29 protein-coding genes are annotated in these 25,394 nt (G+C 64.1%); 17 read left to right on the top strand and 12 right to left on the bottom strand.

Annotated features, from left to right (window positions below; genetic code table 11):
* Nucleotides 1–82: 82 nt before the first annotated feature.
* Both VR74_RS09940 and VR74_RS09935 read right to left on the bottom strand, forming a co-directional pair.
* Nucleotides 83–655, bottom strand: a complete 573-nt coding sequence (locus VR74_RS09940; protein ID WP_045696354.1) for an ActR/PrrA/RegA family redox response regulator transcription factor — start codon at nucleotides 653–655, stop codon at nucleotides 83–85.
* Nucleotides 656–705: 50 nt separating this feature from the next.
* Entirely contained in the window at nucleotides 706–2,073 is a 1,368-nt protein-coding gene (locus tag VR74_RS09935; RefSeq protein ID WP_045696353.1) for an ActS/PrrB/RegB family redox-sensitive histidine kinase, read from the bottom strand.
* Between the two features lie 62 nt (nucleotides 2,074–2,135).
* On the opposite strand from VR74_RS09935, the gene VR74_RS09930 reads away from it, so the two are divergent.
* Complete coding sequence (locus VR74_RS09930) at nucleotides 2,136–2,768, top strand: SCO family protein (RefSeq protein ID WP_045696351.1); 633 nt, start codon at nucleotides 2,136–2,138, stop codon at nucleotides 2,766–2,768.
* Between the two features lie 36 nt (nucleotides 2,769–2,804).
* On the opposite strand, the gene VR74_RS09925 is transcribed toward VR74_RS09930, so the two are convergent.
* Genes VR74_RS09925 through VR74_RS09905 form a run of 5 tightly spaced genes read right to left on the bottom strand, consistent with a single transcriptional unit; the run spans nucleotide 2,805 to nucleotide 5,527 of the window.
* Nucleotides 2,805–3,191 carry a hypothetical protein gene (locus VR74_RS09925; RefSeq protein ID WP_045696350.1) on the bottom strand — a complete coding sequence of 129 codons (387 nt, stop codon included), beginning with the start codon at nucleotides 3,189–3,191 and terminating at the stop codon, nucleotides 2,805–2,807.
* Nucleotides 3,188–3,616, bottom strand: a complete 429-nt coding sequence (locus VR74_RS20830) for a cation transporter (protein WP_299950081.1) — start codon at nucleotides 3,614–3,616, stop codon at nucleotides 3,188–3,190. Before VR74_RS20830 ends, VR74_RS09925 begins: the two co-directional genes overlap by 4 nt.
* Before the next feature lie 19 nt (nucleotides 3,617–3,635).
* Nucleotides 3,636–4,283, bottom strand: coding sequence for a hypothetical protein (locus VR74_RS09915; protein WP_299950079.1), 648 nt, complete (start codon nucleotides 4,281–4,283; stop codon nucleotides 3,636–3,638).
* Nucleotides 4,284–4,330: 47 nt separating this feature from the next.
* Complete coding sequence (locus tag VR74_RS09910; protein ID WP_045696348.1) at nucleotides 4,331–4,687, bottom strand: hypothetical protein; 357 nt, start codon at nucleotides 4,685–4,687, stop codon at nucleotides 4,331–4,333.
* Nucleotides 4,688–4,741: 54 nt separating this feature from the next.
* The gene (locus tag VR74_RS09905) at nucleotides 4,742–5,527 is read right to left on the bottom strand and encodes a 3-hydroxybutyrate dehydrogenase (RefSeq protein WP_366462425.1); all 786 of its coding nucleotides are present in this window, start codon (nucleotides 5,525–5,527) and stop codon (nucleotides 4,742–4,744) included.
* Nucleotides 5,528–5,620: 93 nt separating this feature from the next.
* On the opposite strand from VR74_RS09905, the gene VR74_RS09900 reads away from it, so the two are divergent.
* The 6 genes from VR74_RS09900 to VR74_RS09875 all read left to right on the top strand — a co-directional run bounded on the left by VR74_RS09900 (nucleotide 5,621) and on the right by VR74_RS09875 (nucleotide 11,524).
* Complete coding sequence (locus VR74_RS09900) at nucleotides 5,621–6,052, top strand: DUF350 domain-containing protein (RefSeq protein ID WP_045696344.1); 432 nt, start codon at nucleotides 5,621–5,623, stop codon at nucleotides 6,050–6,052.
* A 21-nt stretch (nucleotides 6,053–6,073) separates the two neighbouring features.
* On the top strand, nucleotides 6,074–6,895 hold the full coding sequence (locus tag VR74_RS09895; protein WP_045696342.1) for a serine protease: 822 nt from the start codon (nucleotides 6,074–6,076) through the stop codon (nucleotides 6,893–6,895).
* Entirely contained in the window at nucleotides 6,892–7,791 is a 900-nt protein-coding gene (gene pyrF / locus VR74_RS09890; RefSeq protein WP_045696340.1) for an orotidine-5'-phosphate decarboxylase, read from the top strand. The genes VR74_RS09895 and pyrF overlap by 4 nt, the downstream gene beginning before the upstream one ends.
* Nucleotides 7,792–7,896: 105 nt before the next feature.
* Nucleotides 7,897–10,053: a PQQ-dependent dehydrogenase, methanol/ethanol family gene (locus VR74_RS09885; protein ID WP_299950077.1), complete on the top strand. Its 2,157-nt coding sequence runs from the start codon at nucleotides 7,897–7,899 to the stop codon at nucleotides 10,051–10,053.
* Nucleotides 10,054–10,112: 59 nt separating this feature from the next.
* Nucleotides 10,113–10,652, top strand: coding sequence for a hypothetical protein (locus VR74_RS09880; RefSeq protein ID WP_045696336.1), 540 nt, complete (start codon nucleotides 10,113–10,115; stop codon nucleotides 10,650–10,652).
* 47 nt (nucleotides 10,653–10,699) lie between these two features.
* Nucleotides 10,700–11,524: a hypothetical protein gene (locus tag VR74_RS09875; RefSeq protein ID WP_045696334.1), complete on the top strand. Its 825-nt coding sequence runs from the start codon at nucleotides 10,700–10,702 to the stop codon at nucleotides 11,522–11,524.
* Here the strand turns inward: VR74_RS09875 and VR74_RS09870 are convergent.
* Complete coding sequence (locus VR74_RS09870) at nucleotides 11,508–12,188, bottom strand: glutathione S-transferase family protein (protein ID WP_045696332.1); 681 nt, start codon at nucleotides 12,186–12,188, stop codon at nucleotides 11,508–11,510. The genes VR74_RS09875 and VR74_RS09870 overlap by 17 nt on opposite strands.
* Nucleotides 12,185–12,484, bottom strand: a complete 300-nt coding sequence (locus VR74_RS09865) for a YciI family protein (RefSeq protein WP_045696330.1) — start codon at nucleotides 12,482–12,484, stop codon at nucleotides 12,185–12,187. The genes VR74_RS09870 and VR74_RS09865 overlap by 4 nt, the downstream gene beginning before the upstream one ends.
* Nucleotides 12,485–12,621: 137 nt before the next feature.
* On the opposite strand from VR74_RS09865, the gene VR74_RS09860 reads away from it, so the two are divergent.
* The gene (locus tag VR74_RS09860; protein WP_045696328.1) at nucleotides 12,622–13,227 is read left to right on the top strand and encodes a TetR/AcrR family transcriptional regulator; all 606 of its coding nucleotides are present in this window, start codon (nucleotides 12,622–12,624) and stop codon (nucleotides 13,225–13,227) included.
* A 241-nt stretch (nucleotides 13,228–13,468) separates the two neighbouring features.
* Here the strand turns inward: VR74_RS09860 and tsaD are convergent, their stop codons facing one another.
* Nucleotides 13,469–14,566, bottom strand: coding sequence for a tRNA (adenosine(37)-N6)-threonylcarbamoyltransferase complex transferase subunit TsaD (tsaD, locus tag VR74_RS09855; RefSeq protein ID WP_045696327.1), 1,098 nt, complete (start codon nucleotides 14,564–14,566; stop codon nucleotides 13,469–13,471).
* A gap of 206 nt (nucleotides 14,567–14,772) precedes the next feature.
* Here tsaD and VR74_RS20825 point away from each other — a divergent pair, with 206 nt between their 5' ends.
* Nucleotides 14,773–15,768 (top strand): sigma-70 family RNA polymerase sigma factor, encoded by a 996-nt coding sequence (locus VR74_RS20825; RefSeq protein WP_366462411.1) that lies wholly within the window; start codon nucleotides 14,773–14,775, stop codon nucleotides 15,766–15,768.
* Between the two features lie 117 nt (nucleotides 15,769–15,885).
* On the opposite strand, the gene lepA is transcribed toward VR74_RS20825, so the two are convergent.
* Entirely contained in the window at nucleotides 15,886–17,691 is a 1,806-nt protein-coding gene (gene lepA, locus VR74_RS09845) for a translation elongation factor 4 (RefSeq protein WP_045696393.1), read from the bottom strand.
* Between the two features lie 180 nt (nucleotides 17,692–17,871).
* On the opposite strand from lepA, the gene VR74_RS09840 reads away from it, so the two are divergent.
* Genes VR74_RS09840 through VR74_RS09830 form a run of 3 tightly spaced genes read left to right on the top strand, consistent with a single transcriptional unit; the run spans nucleotide 17,872 to nucleotide 20,007 of the window.
* Nucleotides 17,872–18,756 carry a hypothetical protein gene (locus VR74_RS09840; RefSeq protein WP_299950073.1) on the top strand — a complete coding sequence of 295 codons (885 nt, stop codon included), beginning with the start codon at nucleotides 17,872–17,874 and terminating at the stop codon, nucleotides 18,754–18,756.
* Nucleotides 18,757–19,527: a hypothetical protein gene (locus VR74_RS09835; protein ID WP_045696323.1), complete on the top strand. Its 771-nt coding sequence runs from the start codon at nucleotides 18,757–18,759 to the stop codon at nucleotides 19,525–19,527.
* 30 nt (nucleotides 19,528–19,557) lie between these two features.
* Entirely contained in the window at nucleotides 19,558–20,007 is a 450-nt protein-coding gene (locus VR74_RS09830; protein WP_045696321.1) for a protease inhibitor I42 family protein, read from the top strand.
* Between the two features lie 5 nt (nucleotides 20,008–20,012).
* Here the strand turns inward: VR74_RS09830 and VR74_RS09825 are convergent, their stop codons facing one another.
* The gene (locus VR74_RS09825) at nucleotides 20,013–21,602 is read right to left on the bottom strand and encodes an AbgT family transporter (RefSeq protein WP_045696319.1); all 1,590 of its coding nucleotides are present in this window, start codon (nucleotides 21,600–21,602) and stop codon (nucleotides 20,013–20,015) included.
* Between the two features lie 152 nt (nucleotides 21,603–21,754).
* On the opposite strand from VR74_RS09825, the gene VR74_RS09820 reads away from it, so the two are divergent.
* From VR74_RS09820 to ruvB, 5 genes are all read left to right on the top strand, one after another.
* Nucleotides 21,755–22,852, top strand: a complete 1,098-nt coding sequence (locus VR74_RS09820) for an aromatic ring-hydroxylating dioxygenase subunit alpha (RefSeq protein WP_045696318.1) — start codon at nucleotides 21,755–21,757, stop codon at nucleotides 22,850–22,852.
* A 115-nt stretch (nucleotides 22,853–22,967) separates the two neighbouring features.
* A complete protein-coding gene (locus tag VR74_RS09815; RefSeq protein WP_045696316.1) occupies nucleotides 22,968–23,555 on the top strand; it encodes a fasciclin domain-containing protein in 588 nt (195 codons plus the stop codon).
* Between the two features lie 124 nt (nucleotides 23,556–23,679).
* On the top strand, nucleotides 23,680–24,183 hold the full coding sequence (ruvC, locus tag VR74_RS09810) for a crossover junction endodeoxyribonuclease RuvC (RefSeq protein ID WP_045696314.1): 504 nt from the start codon (nucleotides 23,680–23,682) through the stop codon (nucleotides 24,181–24,183).
* The gene (ruvA, locus tag VR74_RS09805; protein ID WP_299950072.1) at nucleotides 24,180–24,803 is read left to right on the top strand and encodes a Holliday junction branch migration protein RuvA; all 624 of its coding nucleotides are present in this window, start codon (nucleotides 24,180–24,182) and stop codon (nucleotides 24,801–24,803) included. Before ruvC ends, ruvA begins: the two co-directional genes overlap by 4 nt.
* A partial coding sequence (ruvB, locus tag VR74_RS09800) for a Holliday junction branch migration DNA helicase RuvB (protein WP_045696313.1) occupies nucleotides 24,800–25,394 on the top strand: 595 nt, incomplete at its 3' end. The genes ruvA and ruvB, both read left to right, overlap by 4 nt.

Genomic DNA, 25,394 nt, shown 5'->3' with positions numbered 1-25,394 from the left:
ACGGTTCTCATGACGCTGCAGTCACCGTTTTGGTGACGCTGCAGTCATGTTTTCAGGGCCGCAACCCGTGGGTGACGCAGCGCTAGCGCGGCGCGCGCTTGGCCAGGATGCGCTGCAGCGTCCGGCGGTGCATGTTGAGGCGGCGGGCCGTCTCGGAGACATTGTGATTGCACAGCTCATAGACGCGCTGGATGTGTTCCCAGCGCACCCGGTCGGCCGACATCGGGTTTTCCGGTGGCGCAGGCTTCTCGTCCTTCGTGGCGGTGAGCGCGCGAATGATATCGTCCACATCGGCGGGTTTCGACAGATAGTCGACCGCGCCGGCCTTGACTGCGGCAACCGCCGTCGCGATGGCGCCATAACCGGTCAGGATCACGGCGCGGGCCTCCGGGCGGTGCTTTTGCAGCACATCGACCACGTCCAGCCCGCTGCCATCTTCAAGGCGCAGGTCCAGCACGGCAAAGGCCGGCGGGTTCAGGCGGGCAATATCCTTGCCTTCGCTGACGGTTGAAACGGCTGACACAACAAAGCCGCGCTGGGCCAGCGCGCGGGCCAGGCGCTGAACAAAGGGGCCGTCATCGTCCATGACGAGACAGGTGCGGTCCTCCACGTCCTTGAGGCTTTCGTGCACGTTTACAGACACCGGGCGGTCCATGTCCGCATTCCTTCTAGTGATTCCAGAGCAATATAGGTCTTTTGCACGCGCTAGGCCAATTTAGAAGCCTCTAGCGCTGCACGTGGCCAAAGGGCCTGCACAACGGCGCCGCGCTTGGGGGGTGTGCGGTTGCGCGTGGCGATGCGTCCGCCGGTGCGTTCGATCAGGGTTTTGGCGATGAAAAAGCCCAGCCCCATGTCGCCGCCGCCGAGTTGCGCCTCGCTGCGCTGCGAGACATAGGGCTCGCCGAGCTTGGGCATGACCTCGGCGGCAAAGCCCGGGCCGTCATCGGTGATCGTGATCAGGATCTGGTCGTCAGTCCAGGAGGCAACGGCCGTCACCCGCGTATCGGCAAAGCTTACGGCATTCTCGATGAAGGCGCCCAGCGCGTGCAGGATTTCGGGGCTGCGGTTCAGCACGGGCGCCTTGGGTTCGCCCCGCTCGCCGGGACCGGCCCGCACGACCAGTTCCACGCCCAGCCCCTTGAACGGGGCCGCCGATTCCTCGACCAGCGCATCCAGCGGCATCAGGGCGTGCACAATGTCAGTCGCCTCGCGGGCCTCGCGGATGGTCGCCAGGATGGCGCGGCACCGGTCGGCCTGTTCGGCGATCAGGTTCACGTCCTCGAAATGCGGATGGTCAGGGCCGATTTCCGACAGGAGTTCCTTGGACACGAGGTGAATGGTGGCAAGCGGTGTGCCCAGTTCGTGCGTCGTCATGGCCGACATGGCGCCCAGCGCCGACAGTTTTTGCTCACGGGCCATCACCACGCTGGCCGCATCGAGGGCCCGCACGAGGCGTGCTTCGTCCTGGCTCACCCGTACCGCTGACAGGGAGAAGAACACAACGCCGACCGCAAGCGCGGTAAACTGGCCCCACTGGAACAGCGGCGGCAGGCTGATCACTTCGCCGCCCGCCCAGGGCAGGGGCATGGTGAACAGGGACATGGCGGCGGCCGATGCGAGCGCCAGTGCGGCGATCATCGTGGCGCGCGCCTGCGACACCGACAGGGCCGCCACGGTCACAGGCGCCAGCAGCAGCAGCAGGAAGGGGTTTGACAGGCCGCCCGTCACGGTGATCAGCGCGGCCAGCTGCAATGTGTCAAAGGCCAGCTGCAGGCTCGCTTCCCACCCCCGCGTCAGGCGCTGGCTCTGGAAGGCAAAGGCCAGGAACACGTTGAGCCAGGCGGACGCGGCGATGATCGCCAGACACAGGGCCAGCGGCACTTCGAACCCCATGACAAAGGCCACGAACAGGACCGCCGCCGTCTGACCCGCCACGGCCAGCCAGCGCAGCGTGATGAAGGTACGCAGCCGCGTCCGGCCCAGCGCCGATTGCGCCGACCCCAGTCCTTCGGGCGCCAGCGTGAAAACGGCGTCGTCCAGCCCGTAACGGGAATCTCGGGTGATATCATCCATGCCCTGCTTATGCGGCAGCGTGACGCTTGCGCCAAGCGGGCTGATGGCGGCATATCGCGGCCATGACCCTCCCTTACCGCACCCTTGCTGCCGCGCTTGGCGTCCTTGCCGCCACCGCCTGCACCCCCTCCGACACCACGTCCGCACCCGCCAAGGCCCGGTCCGGCGGGGCGCAATCGGGTTGCCTCAGCCGGTCATACCCGGAGATTGGCGGGCCCATCTCGCTCGTCAACGACAAGGGCGAAGCGGTTACTGAGGACAATTTCAAGGGCCGCCCGGCCTTGATTTATTTCGGTTTTACCTATTGCCCGGATGTCTGCCCGATGACGCTGGTCAGCGTGGCGCGCGCCTACAAGATGCTGCCCGACGGCCTGGAACCGCCGCAAACACTGCTGATCTCGGTCGATCCCGAGCGCGACACGCCCGAAACCCTCGCGCAATACGTCACAACGGCTGCGTTTCCCGAGAATCTGGTTGGCCTGACCGGCACCAAGGAACAGGTCCGTGCAGCCGCCGATTCCTTCATCGCCGACTATTCGCGCATCGACGATGACAGCAGCTCAGCCGGCTACACGATGGACCATACGAGCCTGCTCTACCTGATGGACGAGGACTGGAAGCTGAAGACCTTCTTCACCCACGAGGACACGAGCGAAACCATCGCCGCGTGCCTCGCCGAGGTGCTGGAAGACTAGGCAGGGCCCCGTCCGGCGGACAGGGCCCCACAAGGACTATGCGAACAGGCTGGCCGCAAAGAAGGCAAAGAACCCGCCGATCAGGAACGCCGCAAGGCTGATCCACCAGACAATCCAGCTCATGCGCCGGGCCCGCGTGCAGGCCCGCGCGGCGGCCGGATCTATCGGGCAGGGCAAAGAGCGGGCATGCCACTGCGATGCTCCGGAGAGCGCGATCATTGTGCCCGCGATCCCGAACACGAGCGCCTTGTTCCTGCCGAGCCAGGTGATCTGCGGCACGGCTTCAATTAGTCCGGCCATGACCGCGCCAGCCCCCAGGCTCACCAGCAGGGCGGGCAGGGCGCAGCAGACCAGCGTCCCGGTCGAGGTGAACAGGGAGAGAAAGGCCGGCAGCGTGCTTGGCGACCGGATATCTTCGCTCATACGCCACCTGCGCGCTTGATTTCCACGAGCGCGTAGCCGGACTTGCGAATCAGCTCGCCGACAGTTTCGTCATCAAGCGTCTGGCCCTTCTTCATGCCGAGTACGACTTCGCCCTTGTCAAGGTCGACCTTGACGGTCTCCACGGCAGCCTGCTTGCCGAAGACTTTCCGGATCGACTGGGCGCAGAAATCGCAGACCAGGCCGTTGACTCTGGCGGTGACGGTTTCGCCTGAAGCGGCAGGCGGGGCCTCTTCTTGCGCCGCCGGGGCCGGTCGAACGGCGTCGGCATGCGCGGAATGGTCCATGGCGGAATGGTCCATCGTAGAATGGTCCATAGGGGCCGGTTCCGCCGTCTCCTGCGCTAAGGCTGGTGCAGCGAGCAGGCAGAGGGCGAGGGACGAGAGAGCAATCGTGACTGTTTTCATGGGTATATTCCTTTTGGGTTCAGAACCGGATGATCCAGTTCGCAAGCAATTCTTCTGTTTCTACGGTGTAGCCGAGCTCGACCATCTGGACGCCCTTGAAGAACCGTATCAGGGGGGTGGTCGTGACGGGCTCGGCTGCGTCCGGCTGGTTATCCACCTGCAGCATCAGCCAGGTGTGGAGATCGCCATAGTCGCCGATATACGGCGCGACACCGATGCGCCCGCTATGGCTGACACTCTGATTGCCGGGAAAGTCCGTGGCGCGCGTCTCGAAGGACGTGAACCATCGGCGGGTTTCCCAGTCAGCGGCGAAACCGGCAATTCCGGCCAGTTCCGGTCCGGCGCTGCCGAACGGATCTGCCTGTCCTGCGGCCAGTTTCAGGTAGAGATTGCCCTGGCTGGAAGGGCCGTTCCATCGCTTCAGAAGGCGATTGTACTGAATGCCGGTGAACTGGATATCGTCAGCCCAGTTCCGCTCGGTATAAAGGCCAACGGAATCGAAGGCTGTGGGTGAATAGTGGATGTGCAGTGAGGAATAATCCCCATTGTTCATCTGCATGGCTGTCCAGCCGCCCGCATAGGAAACGGGCCTGGCCTCGGCAACCGGCGCAAGGATGGCCCATGCAAGGCAGGCCGCGGCAGGCGCGGCGTATGAAATGAAGGTCAATACCTTCTCCTCTGTTTCGGATTGATCCTGGGTCTACAAGAACAGGATCAGGCCCGCGGAGGTGGCGGTTCCGGAACAGACGGGTAGGAGGTGGCCGACTCGCCAAGGGGCTTGTCGAACAGGGGCGGGTAGGGCGCAGTCAGGCCGCCGGGGTGCGGCGCGCCGGGCAGGGACGCGACAATGGCGGGGCAGCAGCAGGCGGTCATCCCGGGCATGTCCGTGCTGTCGGCTGGCACCGGGTCAGTGTCATGCATTGCGCCCATGTCGCAATCATCTTGCATGGTCATCGCGCCGTGATGGGACATTTGCATGCCGGCGGAACGGCATTCGTCCTGCGCTGCGGCCGCAACGCCTGACGCCAGCAGCCAGAGGCTCAGGCAGAGGATGAAGAGTCTGGAAACCATTCAGCTTCCTCTATCGCCGCGGACGCGTGGCGGGTCAATTCACGAAGGCTTGACCTATTCAGCCGTCCAGCCGCCATCAATGGACAATTCCGCGCCATTGATCTGGTCAGCGTCCGTCGAGCAGAGGAAGGCGGCAAAGCCGGCAATCTGCTCGACGGTCACGAATTCCTTGGTCGGCTGGGCTTTCAGGATCACGTCCTCGATCACCTGGTCGCGCGTCAATCCCCGCGCCTTGGCCGTATCGGCAATCTGTCCATCGACGAGAGGTGTGTGGACATAGCCGGGGCAGATCAGGTTGCAGCGCACGCCATGCTTTGCCCCTTCAAGGGCGGTCACCTTGGTGAGGCCTGCGAGGCCGTGCTTGGCGGTGACATAGGCAGACTTGTACGGCGAGGCGACCTTGGCATGCGCGCTGCCCATATTGATGATGCGGCCCCAGCCCTTTGCCTTCATGCCTGGCAGGGCCATGCGGGTCGTGTGGAAGGCGGCCGTCAGGTTGAGGGCGATGATGAGATCCCATTTTGCAACCGGAAATTCCTCAATCGGTGCAACATGCTGCACGCCGGCATTGTTCACCAGAATGTCCACGCCGCCAAAATCGCGCGCTGCATAGTGCATCATGCCTTCAATCGCATCCGGATGGGTGAGATCGGCCCCGGAATACCCGGCCTTGACGCCAAATTCCTTTGCCAGCCCCGCGCGCTCTGCCTCGATCGCCGCTTCCTCACCAAAGCCATTCAGGATGATATTGCACCCCTGGCGCGCAAGGCGGGTTGCAATCGCTTTCCCGATCCCGCTCGTCGAGCCGGTGACGAGTGCAGTTTTTCCGCTTGGCATGATGATGTCTCCTTGAGGCGCAGGCGCGCTCTGTTTAGGGATAGTGGCGGCCTCGGGAGGGCCATCGCGAATATGTGTTCAGGATAGGTTGGTTCAATGGACGGTGAAATCGGTGCTTTTGTTGAGGCGTTTCCGCGCTTCCTGCTCTGGACGACTTCTGCCGGAGTCATGCTGCTGGTCGCAAGCACTATCTATGTCTTGTTGACGCCCTGGAAGGAACTTGCCCTCGTCAAGGGCGGCAATGCCTCGGCGGGGCTCGCCCTGGCCGGCGCGATTGCCGGGCTGGCGATTCCGATTGCCTCGACCCTGGCCTCGAGCGTGTCGCTGCTGGATCTGCTCATCTGGGGCGTCATCGCGCTGTTGCTGCAATTGATCGTGTACCGATTGGTCGATGTCGTGCTGCGTGACATTCCCCAGCGTATCGAGCAGGATCAGGCGGGTGCCGCCATCGTGCTGATCGCAGCAAAACTCTCGTCCGCGATCATTCTGGCTGCCGGATTGTGGGATCCTGCGCTACAACGGTTTTAATTAGAGGAGGCTCCTGCGCAGATGAGGTCGTTTGATTGGGCACTGTACCTCCTGGTTTTCTGCGTCATTGTCGGGACGCTGTTTGCCAATGAACGCAATGCCGACGCGCCTGAGCCGCCCCCGACCGTTTTCGAGTCCGACGGCCCGACCCTGCCGCCGCCATCTATTCTGGACGAACAGATCCTCGTGCAGGTCGACGCGCCGAAGGATGGCATCGGCACGGCCTTTGCCATCAACAATAATGGCGACTGGATAACGGCCCGGCATGTGGTTGACGGCTGCAACAGCGTCGGCCTTCTGGTCGCTCCGGACCAGTATGTGCCGGTTGAGCGTGTCACAGTTGATCCCGACAGCGATCTTGCGCTGATTTCGACCGGCCGCAGCCCCAGTTCCGTCAAGCTCGCCCTCGGCAAACCCTTGCGGGTCGGCGACGAGGGCTACCATGTCGGCTATCCGCAGGGGCGGCCGGGCGAGGTGGCGACCAAGCTGCTGTCGCGGTCCAAACTGATCACGCGGGGGCGCCGCGATGGCGCTGAACCCATCCTGGCCTGGGCCGAAATAGGCCGCACGCAGGGCCTGACGGGCACGCTTGGCGGTATTTCGGGCGGCCCGGTCTTCGACAAGGATGGCGGCGTGCGCGGCGTGATCGTTGCCGAAAGCCCCCGGCGCGGCCGCATCTACACGGCGGCGCCATCCTCGGTCGAGGCGTTCCTGACCAGCCTTGACGTTTCGACGGTCGACGGACCGCAGGAAAGTTTCTCCGTGCATACTTACGGGCCGCAATCGGACAATGCCCGCCGCAGGCTGCAGGTGGTCAAGGTCGCCTGCCAGGTGCGGCCATGACCGATTTTGCCAGCCGCCTCACCCTTGCATCGCGCACGCTGGGACCGCTCTGCGTCGGCATCGATCCCCACCCCGGACGGGTTCCGGCCCTGTTTGGCGGCGATACGCCTGACGGTCTCGCCAGCTGGGGGGAGGCGATCATTTCGCAGGTTGCCGGACGCGCCTGCGTGATCAAGCCGCAAGTCGGGCTGTTCGAGCGGCTCGGCCCCGATGGCATGCGTGCCTTCCAGCGGGTTTGCGAGGCCGGCAAGGCGGCCGGACTGATCGTGATTGCGGATGCCAAGCGCGGCGATATCGGTTCCACCGCCGAAGGCTATGCGCAGGCCTATCTCGGCAAGGGCGCGCCCTTTGCCTGCGATGCGGTGACCGTCAATCCCTATATGGGCGTGGACACGCTGGAGCCCTTTCTGGCTGCAGCCGAAGCCAACGGCAAAGGCGTTGTCGTGCTCGCCCGCACATCCAATCCCGGCGCGGCGGACTTCCAGACGCGCGACATGGGCGGCGCGCCGCTTTATGCGCGCGTGGTTGAGGCCCTGCAGCCGGCGATTGCGCGGCTTGAGGGCGAAAGCGGCTGGTCGAGCCTCATGCTGGTCGCAGGGGCGACCGGGCCGGACGAGGCGCGCGCCCTGCGGAAGCTGGCGCCGAGCTGCCTGTTTCTCGTGCCCGGCTATGGCACGCAGGGAAGCGGCGCACAGGATGCGCTGGCCGGCTTTGTCCGTCGCGGAAACCATCTGGAAGGCGGCGTCGTCAACGCGGCGAGGTCAGTGAATTTCCCTCCGGGCGCCGCTGAGGCAAGGGACCTGGCTGAATGGCAGTCCGCTATCGCCGGCGCCATTGACAGCGCGCAGGCTGACCTGACCGCATTGAGTGGCGTTGCAGAGACCGCCAGCAGCTAACCCAGCGACATCTCTCGACAAATGCAGCTTAGGGTCTAGCATCCCGTTTCAAATCAACAGGCGGCGAAAGACCGTTCCAGACAAACCGAGGGGAGACATCAGGCCATGACTCATTGGCGATCATTCATCATGGCGGGCAGCGCACTGGCCCTGCTCGCGGGCTGCGCCCCGAAAGAAAAGGCAGAGGTGGCCGACAAGCCGGTCGAAACCGCGTTCGCGGCAGTTGATACCGACCGCATCAGGACGGCGAGCGGCGGGGCCGAATGGCTCACTTATGGCGGCACCTATGACGAGCAGCGCTATTCGACCCTGACCGGCATCAATACCGAAAACGTGGGCCGCCTCGGCGTGGCCTGGACCCATGACCTTGCAACGAACCGCGGCGTCGAGGCGACGCCCATCGTTGTCGATGGTGTCATGTATGTCACGTCGGCCTGGTCGGTTGTCTACGCGCTGGATGCCAAAACGGGCGATCCCTTGTGGACCTACGATCCCGACGTGGACCGCGCCGTTGGCGTGAAGGCCTGTTGCGATGTCGTCAACCGGGGCGTCGCGGTGCTGGATGGCAAGGTCTATGTCGGCGTCATCGATGGCCGCCTCGAAGCGCTCGACGCCAAAACCGGCACGCGCGTGTGGAGCACGGTCACCGTTGACCAGGCCAAGCCCTATACGATCACGGGCGCGCCCCGCGTTGTGAATGGCAAGGTCCTGATCGGCAATGGCGGCGCCGAACTCGGCGTGCGCGGCTACCTGACGGCCTATGATGCGCAGACCGGCAAGAAGCTCTGGCGTTTCTACACGGTGCCCAATCCCAAGAAGCAGCCCGACCTTGAAGTGTCCGACAGCGCCTTTGAAGCCATCGGCAACGTCACCTGGGGTGATGAAGGCGCATGGGTGACAGATGGCGGCGGCGGCACGGTCTGGGATTCGATCGTGTATGATACGGTGAATGACCAGATCATCTTCGGTGTCGGCAATGGTTCGCCGTGGAACCGGACCTTCCGCGACCCGTCCGGCGGCGATAACCTGTTCCTGTCATCCATCGTGGCGGTTGATGCCAGTACAGGCGCGTACAAGTGGCACTTCCAGACGACGCCCGGCGACAACTGGGACTATACCGCCACGCAGTCGATCATACTTGCGGACCTGCCGCTCGGCGAAGATGGTGCCCCGCGCCGTGTCGCCATGCAGGCGCCCAAGAACGGCTTCTTCTATGTCCTCGATGCGGCCACCGGCGAATTCCTGTCAGGCGATGCCTTTGTGCCGATGAACTGGGCGACCGGTCTCGACGAGACTGGCCGGCCGATCGAAGTAGCCGCGGCACGCTATGGCAAGGAGCCATACCAGCAGCTGCCCGGGCCACTCGGCGCGCATAACTGGCAACCGATGGCCTACAGCCCGGACACAAAGCTCGCCTATATCCCGGCGCAGGAAATCCCGCAGGCCTATGTCGAGGACCCGCGCTTTGTTTCCAAGGCAGTGGGCTGGAATACCGGCGCCGACTTCTCGGCCGGCATCCCGCCCATTGCTCCGCCTGACGTGGCCAAATTCCTCCGCTCGACCCTCAAGGGCCGGCTGATCGCCTGGGATCCGGTCAAGCAGGAGCCTCGCTGGACGGTGGAGCATGAGAATGCATGGAATGGCGGCGTCCTGACAACGGCCGGCAATCTCGTCTTCCAGGGCAAGCTGAACGGCGACTTTGTCGCCTACAATGCGGAAACCGGCGAAAAACTGTGGAGCCAGAACGTGAAGTCCGGTGCGGCTTCGGGGCCGGGCACCTATTCGATTGAGGGTGAGCAATATGTCACCATCACGACCGGCTGGGGCAGCGCATTCGCACTGACGGCCGGGTATGCCTATGACGACAAGGTGCCTTCGACCGTCGGCAAGGTCGTCACGTTCAAGGTTGGCGGCACCGGCCTGATTGCCGACGCCGAGTTCGCGCCGATTGACAGGACCGTGAAAGCCGAAGCGTTCGGTGACGAGGCGATGATCGCCCAGGGCGCCATTGCCTTCTCGCGCAACTGCATGGTGTGCCATGGCGCACTGGCGGCAAGTTCCGGCGTGCTGCCCGATCTGCGCTGGTCAGCCATCACGGGCAATGCCGAAGCCTGGAAAGGGGTTGTCCTCGACGGCAACCTGGCGGCCAACGGCATGGTGTCCTTTGCCGAATTCGTCAGCCCTGAAGAGTCGGAGGCCATTCGCGCCTATGTTCTTGCGCAGGGCCACGCCATGACAGCTGGTGACGGCGGCGAAGAATAGGCTCATCATGGCCTGCAAATGATGTGGCGCGTCCCCTTGGGGCGCGCTACACTTTTTTGATGCAGTTCCTGATCGGCATTCTTGGCATCCTTGTGGCTATCGGCATTTGGTCGTGGCGCTTGCGCATGGCGCGCGAAGGCGCGCGCGAAGCGGCCGAGCTCGCCCGGACAGCGGCCAACTTGCCGCGCCGCATGGCCTTCAAGTACAGGTCGGGGCGCAATGGTCTCGACCTGATCGACGATCCGCGCGAAGCGGCCGCCATCATGATGATGGAAGTGGCGCGGGCACGGGGCGGTCCGCTGACAGACCGGCAAAGCCACTCGATGATCGAGGAAATGATGGAGCATTTCCGCTTCACCAGGGCCGAGGCGGACGAACTGGTGGCGCATGCCGCCTGGGTGACGAACAAGGCGCCCCTGCCGCAGGAAACCATGCGCCGCCTCAGCCAGAAGATCGTTGGCGACCGCTACCTTGGCCCGAAGGAAGTGGTTGACCTGGACAGCATGCTGGTGGCCGTTTCCGAGGCGGAAGGCACACCGACGCGGGACCAGCTGTCCCTGCTGCAGATCTTTCGCGACCGCGCCGGCCTGAAGACATGAACCGGCCTTCGGTTGCGAAGTCGGGAAGCAGCCATTAGGGCAGGCGGATGACCGAGACACTTCCTGCTGCCTACCGCGCGCGCATTCGCAACGACAACTGGAACAATTATTCCGTGCTGCGCCACGGCGCGTTTGACGGCATGCTTGTGACGTCGAAGAATTCCGGCACGCACTGGCTGAAATACATGCTGGCGGTTGCGATTGCCGACACGCACGGTATCGAGCGCCCGAAATACTTTTCCGAAAATGCGGTGCGGCCCTATATCGGCTGGCCGAAGGACAAACCCGTTTTCCCGCAGATCCCCCGCCTCGCCTTCAGCCATACAATCCCTCACCGCCTTGTCGACTGGGGCTGGGCCCGGCGCCTGGCCGGCCTGCCGCCTTATGTGCTGGCCGTGCGCCATCCCATGGCGATCCTGGCGAGCCATCACGCCAAATGGGAATATGACATCCAGGTCGACTGGCTGACCTATCTGCAGGGCGACCCGGCCGGGAAGCAGTATCGCTGCGACATCTACTGGCTGGCGCGGTTCTGGAACCGCTGGGGCGATGTCCAGGCGGATGCGCCGGAGCTGATCCTCAATGTCCATTACGAGGACACGCTGAAGGATGCCCGCGCCGTGCTGAAAGCCGTGGCCGAGCACTGGTCGCTTGACCTGGCGCCGGATGCGATCGATGCGGCGCTGGCAGCGGGCACCAAGGAAGAAATGGCCAAGCATACCGATCCGGACGCCGAGCCGAACGTGCTGCAGAACCGCAAGACCTCGCTGGATGAGCTGTTCACGGGCCCGGCCATGGACCTTTACCGCAAGCAGGTGAGAGCCCTGTTCCGGCGCGATCTCGGTTACTACCTGCTCACGCCTCCGGCTTGAGATATCCGCTGGAGCGGCCTTCCGGGCCATACTTGATCCACCAGGGCTCTGCCTTGGCCTGTTCTTCAAGGACAAGGAATTTCGGGTCGTGCAGCACAGCGTCGGCATAGGCCTGAGACACGGGGCCAAGGGGCAGGTCATAGGTGCGGAAGCGGGTGACGACAGGGGTGTAGAAGGCGTCGGCGGCGCTCCATTCGCCGAACAGGAACGGCCCGTCCTGGCCAAAGCGGCCACGCAGTTCGCTCCAGAGGGCGTCGACCCTGGCGACATCGGCTGCCAGTGCGGGTGTCATCTCTGGCCGCGGGTGGCGTGCGCGGATGTCCATCGGGCAGAGACTGCGCAGCGCCTGAAAGCCGGCATGCATTTCCGAAACGGCCGCGCGGGCCACGGCGCGGGCGGCGGCCTCCAGCGGCCAGACCTGGCCGGGCCTTGCCCATTCGGCGATCCATTCGGTAATGGCGAGGCTTTCCCAGACCGTCAGGCCGTCCCAGATCAGGAGCGGCACTTTGGCGGTAGGGCTGATCTCCTTGAGCCTTGCCGACGTGTCCGGGAAGTCGAGCGGCACGATGATTTCTTCCACCGGCAGGCCGACATGGCGGGCGACGAGCAGGGGGCGGATCGACCAGCTGGAATAGTTCAGGTTTCCAAGGACGAGCTGTTTCATGCCGGTTTGCCGTCCCCGATCGACCAGCGCACTTCGTGGATTTTCACCTCACCGAACACACCTGCCTGCGTGTAGGGGTCCTGCGCGGAGAGGGCTCGTGCGGCGGCAAGGCTGTCTGCGGTGACGAGGAAGACCGACCCGATCATGGTTTCGCCATCCTCGGCCAGAAGCGGACCGGCCATGCGGATGGTGTCACCCAGGCTGACCGCCCATTCAAGATGGGCCGGGCGGGCCTTGGCGCGCAGCACGGCGCCGCCATCCGTCTTGTCCAGGCAGTGAAAGCAGAACAATGGCATGGGCGATCCTCGCGACTTGGTTGAGTGTGGGAATCGCTATGGCATATTGCTTGCGAACCGCCTAGGCCGAGACCATTCCGGCAGATATTCACTGAATGAATCATTGATCCTTCAGGAATTGGGAGTATGATTTTGGAATGAACGATATAACAGACACCCGCGAACAGATCCTGAACGCCGCCATGGAGCGGATCCATCACTATGGTTACGGCAAGACGACCATGTCCGAGATTGCCCGTGACTGCAGCATGTCTGCCGGCAATATCTATCGCTTCTTTGCCTCGAAGATCGACATTGCCGAAGCCATGGCGCGCAAGTTCAACGCCAAGGTTTTCGAGGACTATGCCGCCATTGCGCGCAAGAAAACATCAGCGTCTTCAAGGCTCCGCGAGTTTTTCGAGATGAGTCTCGAGCGGACCTACAGCGCCATTGAAGAGGATGCGAAAATCCTGGAAGTGGCCAATGTCCTCAAGCAGGAACGCCCGCTCTATTTCAATGAGCAGATGGCGCAGGAACGCGTCTACATGGTGCAGATCCTGAATGACGGCGTGCAGTCCGGCGAATTCCGCCCGCTCGACCGGCCCGAGGAAACGGCCGAATTCATGCAGTCGGCCTTGATGAAATTCCGCTTTCCGCAACTGTTCTCGGCCCTGTCCCTCCCGAAATTGCAGCGGGAGCTGGATGGCGTTCTCAACCTTCTCCTGGCGTCGCTTTCCTGCGGGGCCCGCACGCCGGACAGTTAACAAAAACTAAACGCTGAATAAAATCGAAATTGTTCATTGATTATTTTTTAGAGCCCGCTATATTGAGGTCATGGAAGACTATGGTGCCTTCCACTAGACCCGATACAGAGCCCTCAAATGACCCTCTCGAAAACTGAAGCCCGCCAATCACTGTATGCCCTGATGGCAGCCATCCCCTTCGCCGTTGCCATCTTCGCAGCCACGCTCGCCCTTGCTGAATTTGCAGTCTAGTGGCGCCTGATCAGGCCTTGGCGCCCTTGAGCCCCGTGGCATAGGCTGGATCCCGCGTCGCCGACGCTTCATCCAGCGGCCACCGGGGTCTCGCACCGGCGCCAAGGTCTCCCGCCCCGTTGACAAGGCCCGCAGCCATACGCTCGGCCCCGACAAGGGCAATCATCGCCGCATTGTCGGTGCAGTGTCGCAAGGGCGGCGCGATGAGCTTCCCCCCGCACGCTATCGCTTCCGTTTCGAGCGCCTTGCGAATGGCCTGGTTTGACGCCACGCCGCCTGCCACCACGAAACGGATGCTTTCCCCCTCACCCGGATCAAAGCCCTCAAGTGCGCGGCGCGCCTTGCCGCCCAGCACATCGCAGACGGCTGCCTGAAAACCGGCGCAGAGATCAGCGAGGCGCTGATCCGTCAGCGGCGCTTCGGCGGCGGCGCGGGCGACGGCTGTTTTGAGGCCTGCAAAACTCATGTCGAGGCCGGGCCGGTTCATCAGCGGGCGGGGGAAATTGAAAACATTCGGATCACCATTCCCTGCAAGCCGTTCCACCGCCGGGCCGCCCGGAAAGCCGAGGCCGAGCAGCTTGGCCGTCTTGTCGAAAGCTTCGCCGACAGCGTCGTCAATGGTCGAGCCGAGGCGTTTGTACCGGCCAAGGCCGCGCACCTCGAGGAACTGGCAATGGCCGCCGGAGACCAGCAGCAGGAGATAGGGAAAGGGGCAGTCGCCGCCGAGCCGGGGGCTGAGCGCATGGCCTTCAAGGTGGTTCACGGCGATGAAGGGCTTGCCCGCGGCCTGCGCAATGGCCTTGCCGGTCATCATGCCGACCAGCACGCCGCCGATCAGGCCGGGGCCGGATGTGGCGGCCACGCCGTCGAGCGCGTCATAGCCAATGCCCGCCTCGCGCATGGCGGCGGCGACCGTCCTGTCGGCAATCTCGGCATGGGCCCGCGCGGCAATCTCCGGCACGACGCCCTGATAGGGCGCATGTTCTTCCAGCTGCGTATGGATCACGTCCGACAGCAGCGTCGCGCGGCCGTTTTCAAGACGCAGCACGGCGGCGGCGGTTTCGTCGCAGGAGGATTCAATGCCGAGGATGGTGAGCGGGCGGGTCATCGGAGGGCATATAGCCCTGTCCGGCCCGTCGTAGAAGCACCGATGTCGGTGCGCATTCCGGGGCGCGAAAAAAAGTTTGTAAGAAATCTGCGGGCCGCCAGACTAAGCGCCTATGACACAGACACGGGATCAGGATGCGCACTACCGCGAAGCGGCCGAGGCCTTCGGCCCGGCGCTGCAGCGTCTGGCGCGCGCCACGGAAGCGAATGCCGAACGCCAGAGCCGACCTGTTGCAGGACATGCATGTCGCCCCCTGGCGCAGCCTGTCCCGGTTTGACGGCCGCTGCAGCCTCAGCACCTGGGTCTACAGGGTGGCGCACAATACAGCGGCGAGCCATGTGGACCGCGAGCGGCGGAGCAACACGGGCGCCGTCACGCTGGACGATGCCGGCGACCTGCCGTATGCCGAAAGCCTGTCTCACATCGTCGAGCGCAGCGACGCCCTGGACCGCCTGAATGGCTGGATCCGGGGGCTAAAAGCCGCTGACCGCCAGATCATGACGCTTTACCTGGAAGACCTGCCGGCCAGTGACATTGCGGAGATCGCCGGCCTGTCGCCCGGCGCGGTGGCGACCCGCATTCCCGCCTCAAACATCAATTATCGAAGGATTTTCAGGAGCAAACCCATGCCTGACCGCGATCCCCTGCAATCCCTGTGGAGCCAGCAACAAGAGGAGACATTTGCCATGTCCATGGCTGAAATACATGCGCGTGCAACCCGGTTCCAGTCCGGCATCCGCTCACGGAACCTGACCGATTATGCGGCGGGCCTGTTCGTCATCGGCGTTCTGGGCTGGGTGGCCTGGCAAGTACCGGAACCGGTCGTGCGGCTGGGCGCGGGGCTGATAATTGCCGGCACGGTCTATGTCATGTGGAAACTACATGTGCTGGCGAGCGCGTCCGCCCGGGCAGTGATTGACCAGGCCGTGAGCCTCGCCGATTTCCACCGCAGGGCGTTGCAGCGCCAACGCGACGCGCTGGCCACGGTCTGGCGCTGGTATCTTGCGCCCTTTGTGCCGGGCATACTGGTCTTTGTTGGCGGCACGTCGCTGGTGGCAGACATCGGATTGCCCCTGATGGCCCGCCTGACCAGTTTTGCCTTCAGCGCTGCCCTGGTGGCAGGCCTGTTCACGGCCATCGCCTGGCTCAATGCCCGCGCCCTGAAGCAGATCGACGCGCAGATTGCAGAACTGGAGCAATAGGCGCTTGCGTGGGGAGGGCCTCATCCTGAGCGACGTCGAAGGATGGGTCCGTGCGCCGATGATGTCTCGCCCGCACCCGCCCTTCGACTTCGCTCAGAGTGAGCGCTTGGGGGCTGCCTAGTCGTTATCCATCCTGAGCGCCGCCACGAACGCTTCCTGCGGGATTTCGACCTTGCCGAACTGGCGCATGCGCTGTTTGCCCTTCTTCTGTTTTTCCAGAAGCTTTTTCTTGCGGGTGGCGTCGCCGCCATAGCACTTGGCGGTGACGTCCTTGCGCATGGCCGAGATGGTTTCGCGGGCGACGACCCGGCCGCCAATGGCCGCCTGGATCGGGATCTTGAACATCTGGCGCGGGATCAGGTCTTTCAGGCGTTCGCACATCTGGCGGCCGCGGCTTTCGGCCCGGTCGCGGTGGACCAGCATCGCGAGCGCGTCGACGGGTTCCTCGTTGACGAGGATCTGCAGCTTCACAAGGTTCTCGGCGCGGTGGCCGACGATCTCATAGTCGAAGCTGGCATAGCCACGGCTGATGGATTTGAGGCGGTCGTAGAAGTCGAACACGACCTCGTTGAGCGGCAGCTCGTATTTCACCATGGCCCTGCCCCCGACATAGGAAAGCTCTTTCTGCACGCCGCGGCGGTCCTGGCAGAGTTTCAGGATGGCGCCGAGATATTCGTCGGGCGTATAGATCGTGGCATTGATCCAGGGTTCGCGGATCTCGGCGACCTTGACGACATCCGGCATGTCGGCCGGATTGTGCAGCTCGATCTCGGTGCCGTCGGTCATCGTGATCTCGTAGACCACGCTCGGCGCAGTGGCGATCAGGTCGAGGTCGAACTCGCGGCTGAGGCGTTCCTGGATGATTTCGAGGTGGAGGAGGCCGAGGAAACCGCAGCGGAAGCCCATGCCGAGCGCGGCGGAGGTTTCCATCTCCCAGGTGAAACTGGCATCGTTGAGGCGCAGCTTGCCCATGGCGGCGCGCAGGTCGTCAAAGTCACCGGCATCCATCGGGAACAGGCCGCAGAAGACGACCGGCTGGACTTCCTTGTAGCCCGGCAGGGCCTTGTCGCAGGGGCGCTTGTCCTCGGTGATCGTGTCGCCGACAGCGGTTTCGCCGACTTCCTTGATCGAGGCGACAAAATAGCCGACTTCGCCGGGGCCTAGGGCATCGGTTTCGGTGAGTTTTGGATTGAATGTGCCGATCTTGTCGATCTCGTAGACGCCGCCGGTGCGCATCATGCGGATCGATTGCTTCGGCCTGAGGACGCCGTCATGGATGCGCACGATGACGACCACGCCGAGATAGGGGTCGTAATAGGCGTCGACGAGGGCGGCCTTGAGGGGTTTGGAGGCGTCGCCGTCGCGCGGGGGCGGCAGGCGCTTGACGATGGCTTCGAGCACGTCGGGAATGCCGAAACCGGTCTTGGCCGAGGTTTCCACCGCATCGGAGGCATCGAGGCCGATGACATCCTCGATCTGGTCCTTGACGCGCTGGACGTCAGCAGCGGGCAGGTCGACCTTGTTGAGGACGGGGACAATCTCGTGGTTCTGGTCGATGGCCTGGTAGACGTTGGCCAGTGTCTGGGCCTCGACACCCTGTGAGGCATCGACGATCAGCAGCGAGCCTTCACAGGCGGCGAGGCAGCGGCTGACTTCATAGGCAAAGTCGACATGGCCGGGCGTGTCCATGAGGTTCAGCTCATAGGTCTCGCCATCCTGCGCCGTATAGGACAGGCGCACCGTCTGTGCCTTGATGGTGATGCCGCGTTCTTTCTCGATATCCATCGTGTCGAGCACCTGGGCGCTCATTTCACGGTCGGTCAGGCCGCCGCAGGCCTGGATCAGGCGGTCGGCAAGCGTCGACTTGCCATGGTCGATATGGGCAATGATCGAGAAATTACGGATTTTGTCGCGTGGGGTCATGGGGCGCATATAGCGGCGCTTGGCACGCACGGGAAGTGGGCTTGGGCGGCATGCCGGAACAGCCGCCGCCACACGCATCGCAGCCGTTACTGGCATTTCGCCTTGAAGCTGCCACATGGTTCACGCAAACAGATGACGGGCGAAGGTGTTAATGGGGGCGAATCGTGGGATTTATGTCCAATGAGCACTGATACGACGGGCCGGTCATCGTCCAACCTACAAGTCCTGTCCGGCCAGCCGGAGCTGAGGCCTACCCAGATTCACGACGATAACGAGAAGATGCCGGCATTGCCGGGCGAACCGGCGCAGGTTCTCGAGCGCCAGTTCGCGCGCCGCATGGAAGCGGTTGAAACCCGCTGGAGCCCGCGGCAGGACAGTTTGCGAGCCCAGCTTGAGCACACGAATGAGATCTGGGACGACATCCAGGCCTCCGAACAGCGCCAGCCGCGCTATTCGTCCGCATGGTTCTACTGGCCCTTCATGTTCGCGCTGGCCGTTGCGGAAGTGCCGATCAACCGGTTCAGTTTCGAATTGTTCTTCCAGGAAAGCCCGGCGGTGGCCCTGCTCGTCTCGTTCCTCGTCGGCGGCCTTCTGGTCACGCTGGCCCACCGGATGGGCATGCTGATGTGCCGGTTCGGCTATAATGCGAAGCGCAAGAACTGGTGGGGCGAGGCGGCGCAGATCGCGCTCGTCGTGGCGCTGGTCATCGGGCTGGCCTATGGCGTATCCATTCTGAGGCAGGGCTATCTCGCCTTCATCACCCAGCCCGACATGGGCTTCGGACAGGCGCTGGAGAGCCAGCAATTTGGCGGCGCCGCGATCGTCGCACTCAAGGCCGGGCTCGGACTGGATGGCTGGATATTCATGCTGATCAACCTGGCCGTCGTCGCCGTTGGGGTATCGGCCGCCTATTTCTGTCACGACCAGCATCCCGATTTCGAAAAGGTCGACCGCCAGAAGCGCAAGCTTGAAAAGCAGGCGGCCCAGATGCGCGCCAAGCGCGCCGATGAAGAGGCGCTCGAAAAACGCCGCTTTGCCAACCAGATGCGCAGGCTTGGCGCCTGAATGAAGCGGGTCCTGCTGGCCGCCGCGCTTGTCCTGACGGGCTGTTCCGGTTCATCGGGCAGCGAGCCGGGCGCACAGACGGCCGGCTATTGCGCATTCGGCCAGACCTCATCGCTGTTCCTGATCGACCAGACAACGCCCTATGACGACACCGACCGGGCCGTCATTACAGAGAGTATCGGCACGGTGGTCGACCGGCTCGGGCCCGGCGACCGGATCGTGCTCGCCACGATTGGCGAACACTATACCCAGTCGAGCCGCCTGATTAATGCCTGCAAGCCCGGATGCCCGGAAGGGCAGGGCGCGCTCGATTCCATGGTCGGCGGCTGCAGCAGCATGAAGGCCCTCGCCGACGAACGCCAGTTCATGGCCAGCCTGGCGCAGACGCTGGCGCCGGCCGTGCAGGGCTCGTCCTCGGGCGACTATTCGGCGATCATGTCGACCATTGCGCAGTGGACGCAGGCCCCTCCCGGCGGCCAGTCGTTCAATCATGTCTATATCTTCTCCGACATGCTGGAAAACAGCCAGGCGGTGCCGTGGAGCGAATTCCGGTCGATGGCGCCTGATGCCGCCATGGCGCTGGCCGAGCAGTACCGGTATCTGCCCGCCGTGCAGGGCGCCGACGTGCGCATCGTGGGCTTCGGGCGCTCTCACAATCCGGGCCGCCCGCCGCTCGATCCGGAACTCGATGCCCGCCTGCGCGAATTCTGGGCGGCGTATTTCCGCGCTGGCGGTGCTTCGGTGACATTCGAAGGCGCGATCCGGAACTGAAATAATGACACACCTGATGGAGACTACAGCATGCTGCGCCCCCTTGTATCCCTCGCGCTCGCGGCAACGCTGATGGCCGCCTGCGTACCCTCGCCCCACGGCGCCGCACCGTCACTGCCCGCAGGCATGCTTTATGCGGGCGCTGAACAGAATGGCGGAGAGGCCGTGATGCGGGCCGGGCAGGTGATCCGTGTCGAACTGGAAAGCATCCCGACGGCCGGTTATGTCTGGCAGATCGACCAGTTGCCGGATTTCCTGGAACTGGCCGGAGAAGCCACCCGCCCGACGGATCCGGACTTCCAGAACCAGCAAGGCGTGACCGGCGGCAACCATTTCATGGCCTTCGACCTGAAAGCCACCGGGCCGGGCACCGGTACGCTTCGCCTCATCGAGGGCAGGCCGTGGGAGCTTGAAGCAGCGGACAGTACCGGGCCGGATGCCGTCTGGACCCTCACTGTCACCGTGCAGCCTGCAGGCTAGGCCCCTCAGCCCCTAGTCGTCGGCACGTCGATATGCACCGGTGCGCCGGGGCCAAGGTCGATGCCGAGGAAGATCCAGGCCATCATCAGGGCGACGCCGGTGATCAGCATCCACATTGAATAGGGGATCATCATCGCCGTCAGGCTGCCGAGGCCGAAATCCTTCTGCCAGCGCTGCGCGAAGACCAGGATCAGCGGGAAATACACCATCAGCGGCGTGATGATATTGGTCGCCCCGTCCCCCACGCGATAGGCCGCCGTGGCGCCTTCCGGGCTGATCCCCAGCAGCATCAGCATCGGCACCAGAACAGGCGCCAGCAGCGCCCATTTCGCACTCGCCGAGCCGACAAACAGGTTCAGCGCCGCCGAGAAGAGCACGATCAGGCCCAGCACGACCGGCAGCGGCAGTCCGCTGTTCTGGATCGCATCGGCGCCGTGCACGGCCGATATCAGGCCGAGGTTCGACCAGCCGAACATGGCCACGAAATGCGCCGCGGCGAAGGCCAGCACGAGGTAATAGCCCATGTCCTTCATCGCCTCGGCCATCATGGCGACGAGGTCGCGGTGGTTGTTGATCGTGTTCGCCGCCGCGCCATAGGCCCAGCCTGCGGCCAGGAAGAGGACGAGGAATCCTGCCACCAGCGAGCGGAAGAAGGGCCCGGCCTTCTGGTACCAGGGGTCGCCCTCCGTGCCCGGGCCGTCGGCCAGCAGCGGCGTGCCCGGCCCCAGCGTCATGAACGCCCACAGCGCACACACGCCGAGCAGCGCAAGCCCCGCATAGCGCAGGCCCTTCTTCTGCTCCGGTGTCAGCGGCTTGTCCTCGTCGCCCACCGCCACCGCAGCCCCCGGCGCAGGCGTCCATGTGCCAAGCCGCGGTTCGATGATGCGGTCGGTCACATACCAGATCACCGGCAGGTAGATGACCAGGAGCGCGATGATGAAATACGTGTTGCCCGCAATGTTCATGGTCCAGCCGGCATCAATGCCGCTCGCGCCATAGGCCGCCTCGGTAATGCCGAACAGCAGCGCATCAAGCTGGCCCGGCGAGATGTTCGCCGAAAATCCGCCCGAAACGCCCGCAAAGGCGGCGGCGATCCCGGCCAGCGGATGGCGCCCGGCCGCAGCGAACAGGATGCCCGCCAGCGGGATCATCACCACATAGCCTGCATCGGCGGCATGGTTTGACAGCATGGCCACCAGCGCCACCATCGGTGTCAGCAGGAATTTCGGCGCCCCGCGTACCGCCGCCCGGATCGCGCTGGAAAACAGGCCGGAGCGTTCGGCCACGCCTGCGCCGAGCATCACCACCAGCACATAGCCGAGCGGATGGAAGTGCGTGAACGTCGCCGGCATGTCCACCCACAGGCGCTGGATATTCTCGGGCGAGAACAGGCTGGCGGATTCGATCACCAGCGCCGTGCCCTGTTCGGTCAGCTGCGTCGGGTGCAGCGCCGCCACGCCTGCCCAGGCGCATATCTGCGAAACCGCCATCAGGCCGAGGATCAGGTAGAAGAACAGGAAAACCGGGTCCGGCAGGCGGTTGCCCGTCTTCTCGATCCAGCCCAGAAATCCCTTGTTCGTGCCCGCTTCGGCCATGCCAGCCCCCTGATGCTGCTATTGGATCAGCCGACTTTATTGCCGAATGCCGTTGTGGCAATGGCAGGGGCGGCATCCGGCGCGGCTGCAGGCTGGTTCCGCCCCGGCAAATGCAGTACCAGAGGGGCAGATTGCACATACGGTTCCCGCCCATGCCCGACACACAGCACAGCCCCGCCCGCACCGGCATCACGGATGAAGGCTATCTCACCGATTGCTGGTATCTCGCCGCGCCATCGTCCGAGCTGAAGCCGGGCAAGCAGCAGCGCGTCACGATGCTGGGAGAGCCGGTCGTGGTGGGGCGCACACCGGCGGGCGAGGCCTTCGCCCTGCGCGATATCTGCCCGCACCGGCTGGTGCCGCTATCGGCGGGCAAGCAGCTGCAGACCGATGGCGAGTGGACACTGCAATGCCCCTATCATGGCTGGCGCTTCGGCACGGATGGCGGCTGCAGGCTGATGCCGAGTCTGACGGCAGATTCCAGCTATGATGCGTCAAAGGTGAAGGTGCGCCGCTATCCGGTGCATGAGGCCAATGGCGCGGTCTATGTCTATATAGCGCACAATGCGCGCGTGGAGGCGGCGCCCGCCGTGCCGCCGCCGGATTTCGGGCCGCTGCCGGACAAGCCCGGTTTCGTCATCCATGACGTGTTCAACGCGCACATGGACGATGCCGTCGTCGGCCTGATGGACCCGGCGCATGTGCCCTTCGTGCATAACCAGTGGTGGTGGCGCCCGCCCTCGGTGGGGCTGAAGCTGAAAGAGAAGCAGTTCGTGCCGGCGACACGCGGCTGGGCGATCGAGCGCCACCAGCCCTCGTCGAACTCATTGCTCTACCGCTGGGTGTTCGGCGGCAAGGTGGAAACCGAGATCGTGTTCCAGCTGCCGGGCTTTCGCTGGGAGATCGTGTCGAACGAGACGGCCCGCCTGCTGACGCTGACCTGCCTTACGCCGGAAGGGCCGAAGCGCACGCGCATCACGCAGTTTACCTGGTGGACCGGCGCGCCGCTTCTGAACCTGGCGGTGCCCATCGCGAAACCGGCGGGCCGCAAGTTCCTGCGCCAGGATGGCGACATGGTGGACCTGCAAAATCAGGGCATGGCGCACCAGAAGGCCATGCTGTGGATCGACGATATCGACGTGCAGGCCAAATGGTACCAGCGCCTGAAGCGCGAATGGACCGAGGCGCGCACCGAAGGGCGGGCGTTCGCAAATCCAATCGAGCCGCGCGTCCTGAAGTGGATGAGCTGAGCAGGGTTCCGGAACACTTCCGGTCCGGGAGGCGTTACCATAGCGCCTGCATCCCTGACGGGAGCGGGTTCCCGCAACCCCGCGATCCTTCCGCCAGTCCCGCCAAGAGGAATACATGTTGAAATCCCTGATGATGCTGCCGGTTGCCGCCAGCGCCCTGCTGCTCGCCGCCTGTTCCGACCAGACCGCAACCACCCCTGAGGCACCCATGGTGGTGGTGCCCGAAACGGCCGAGCCTGTCCCAAGCGAGACGGCCGCCACGCCGACCGAACCTGCCGCCCTGCCGTCGCTGGTCGATGTGCTTGGCTCAAGCCCGGATTTCTCCACGCTGGTCTCGGCCATCGGCGCAGCGGACATGAGCGAAACGCTGTCGGGCACCGGCCCCTACACGTTGTTTGCGCCGACGAACGCGGCCTTCGCTGCGATGGATTCCGTCCTGCTGGAAGACCTGCTGAAGCCGGAGGGCAAGGACAAGCTGGTCACGGTGCTGAGCTATCATGTGCTTCCGGGCAGGATCAGCACGGCTGAACTCGCCGGCAAGTCCGAGGCCAAGGCGTCGCTCAACAACAAGGACATGCTGGTTGACGGCACCGGCGCCAATATCATGGTCAATACCGCCACCGTGGAGATTGGCGACATCGAAGCGGCCAATGGCATGATCCATGTGATCGACCAGGTCCTGGTGCCGCGCTTCGAGGAATAGGCTTTCCAGCCACGCCCTTTGTGGCCGCGCCTTCCCGGAGGCGCGGCCGTTTTTGCATTCACAAAGGAACAAATGGGGAAAATGCAAGCTGTCATTAACCTCGCTCCCTGATAGGGTAGGGGCCATGACAGCGACGATTCGTATTCTCGGCATCGACCCGGGCCTGCGCCATACCGGCTGGGGCGTTGTGGAGCAGACTGGCGCGCGCCTTACGCATGTGGCGCATGGCGTGATCTCCGTGGATCCTGACATGGAGATGGCTGCGCGGCTCGCCGGCATCTTCACGGCGGTTGCCGAAATTACCCGGGAGCATGGCCCGCATGCGGCGGGCATTGAGGAAACACTGGTCAACGCCAATCCGCGTTCGGCGCTGAAACTGGGCCAGGCGCGCGGCGCGGCCATGGCGGCCCTGGCGCTGGGCGGCCTGTCGGTCGCCGAATTTGCCCCGCGCAAGATCAAGCTGGCGGTGGTCGGCACGGGCACGGCGGACAAGACGCAGGTCATGTTCATGGTGAAGCGCCTCTTGCCGCGCGCCGGGGACATGAAGGCGGACGCCGCCGACGCGCTCGCCTGCGCCATCTGCGCGGCGCACCACCTGCCGCTGGAGATGAAACGGGGCGCGGCATGATTATCGGGCGCCTCACCGGGACGATTGCGGCCATGGGCCTTGATCATGTGCTGATCGACGTGAACGGCGTCGGCTATGTTTGCCAGGCGGGCACGCGGCTGCTTAGCCGCGTGCATGCGGGCGAGCAGGCCGTGCTGCATGTCGAGACCAAGGTGACCGAGGCGGCGATCACGCTCTATGCCTTTGGCACGGATGAGGAACGGGCCTGGTTCGTGCGCCTGCAGGATGTGCATGGCGTGGCGGGCAAGGCGGCGATGGCGATACTGGATGCGCTGACGCCGGCCGAGATCATGGATGCGATTGCGCTTGGCGATGCGCGGGTGCTGGAGCGGGCCAAGGGTGTCGGCAAGAAACTGGCGGAGCGGATCGTGCTGGATCTGTCCGGCAAGGCGCCGCCGATGGGCCGGTTCGGCCGCTTCGATGCGGCGAGCGCAGCGGGCATGGCAAGTGCGCCTGCCGCCGCCACGACGGGCCCGCGTTCGGAGGCGATCTCGGCACTCGTAAACCTTGGCTATACGCAGGGTGACGCGGCAAGGGCGGTGGCGGCTGCGGCGTCCACAGTGCCTGACACGGATGTCGGCCCGCTGGTCAAGGCGGCGCTGAAGGAGTTGGCGCGATGAGCCGCGAAGGGGAATTGTCCGATCCTAATGCGCAGGGCGGCGATGCGCTGGACCGGGCGCTGCGGCCGCAGACGTTTGATGACTATGTCGGCCAGCGCAAGGCGAAGTCGAACCTGAAAGTCTATGTCGAGGCGGCGCGCGGGCGCAGCGAGGCGCTGGACCATGTGCTGCTGTTCGGGCCACCGGGGCTGGGCAAGACAACGCTGGCGCAGATACTGGCGCGGGAAATGGGCGTCGGCTTCCGGGCCACATCCGGGCCGGTGATCGCCAAGGCGGGCGACCTCGCCGCGATCCTGACCAATCTTGAGCCGAACGATGTTTTGTTCATTGACGAGATCCACCGCCTGCCGGCCATTGTGGAGGAGATCCTCTACCCGGCGATGGAGGATTACGCCCTCGATATCGTGATCGGGGAGGGGCCCTCGGCGCGCTCTGTCCGGCTGGACCTGTCGCCCTTCACGCTGGTCGGCGCGACGACGCGGGCGGGCCTCTTGGCGACGCCGCTGCGCGACCGGTTCGGCATTCCGCTCAGGCTGGAATTCTATGAGCCGGAAGAACTGGCGCGCATTGTCATGGCGGCGGCGCGCAAGC

Source organism: Hyphomonas sp. BRH_c22, from assembly GCF_000961795.1.
Classification (GTDB): Bacteria; Pseudomonadota; Alphaproteobacteria; order Caulobacterales; family Hyphomonadaceae; genus Hyphomonas.
Note: the sequence above shows the minus strand (reverse complement) of the source record. Positions and strands in the feature narration are given on the sequence as shown.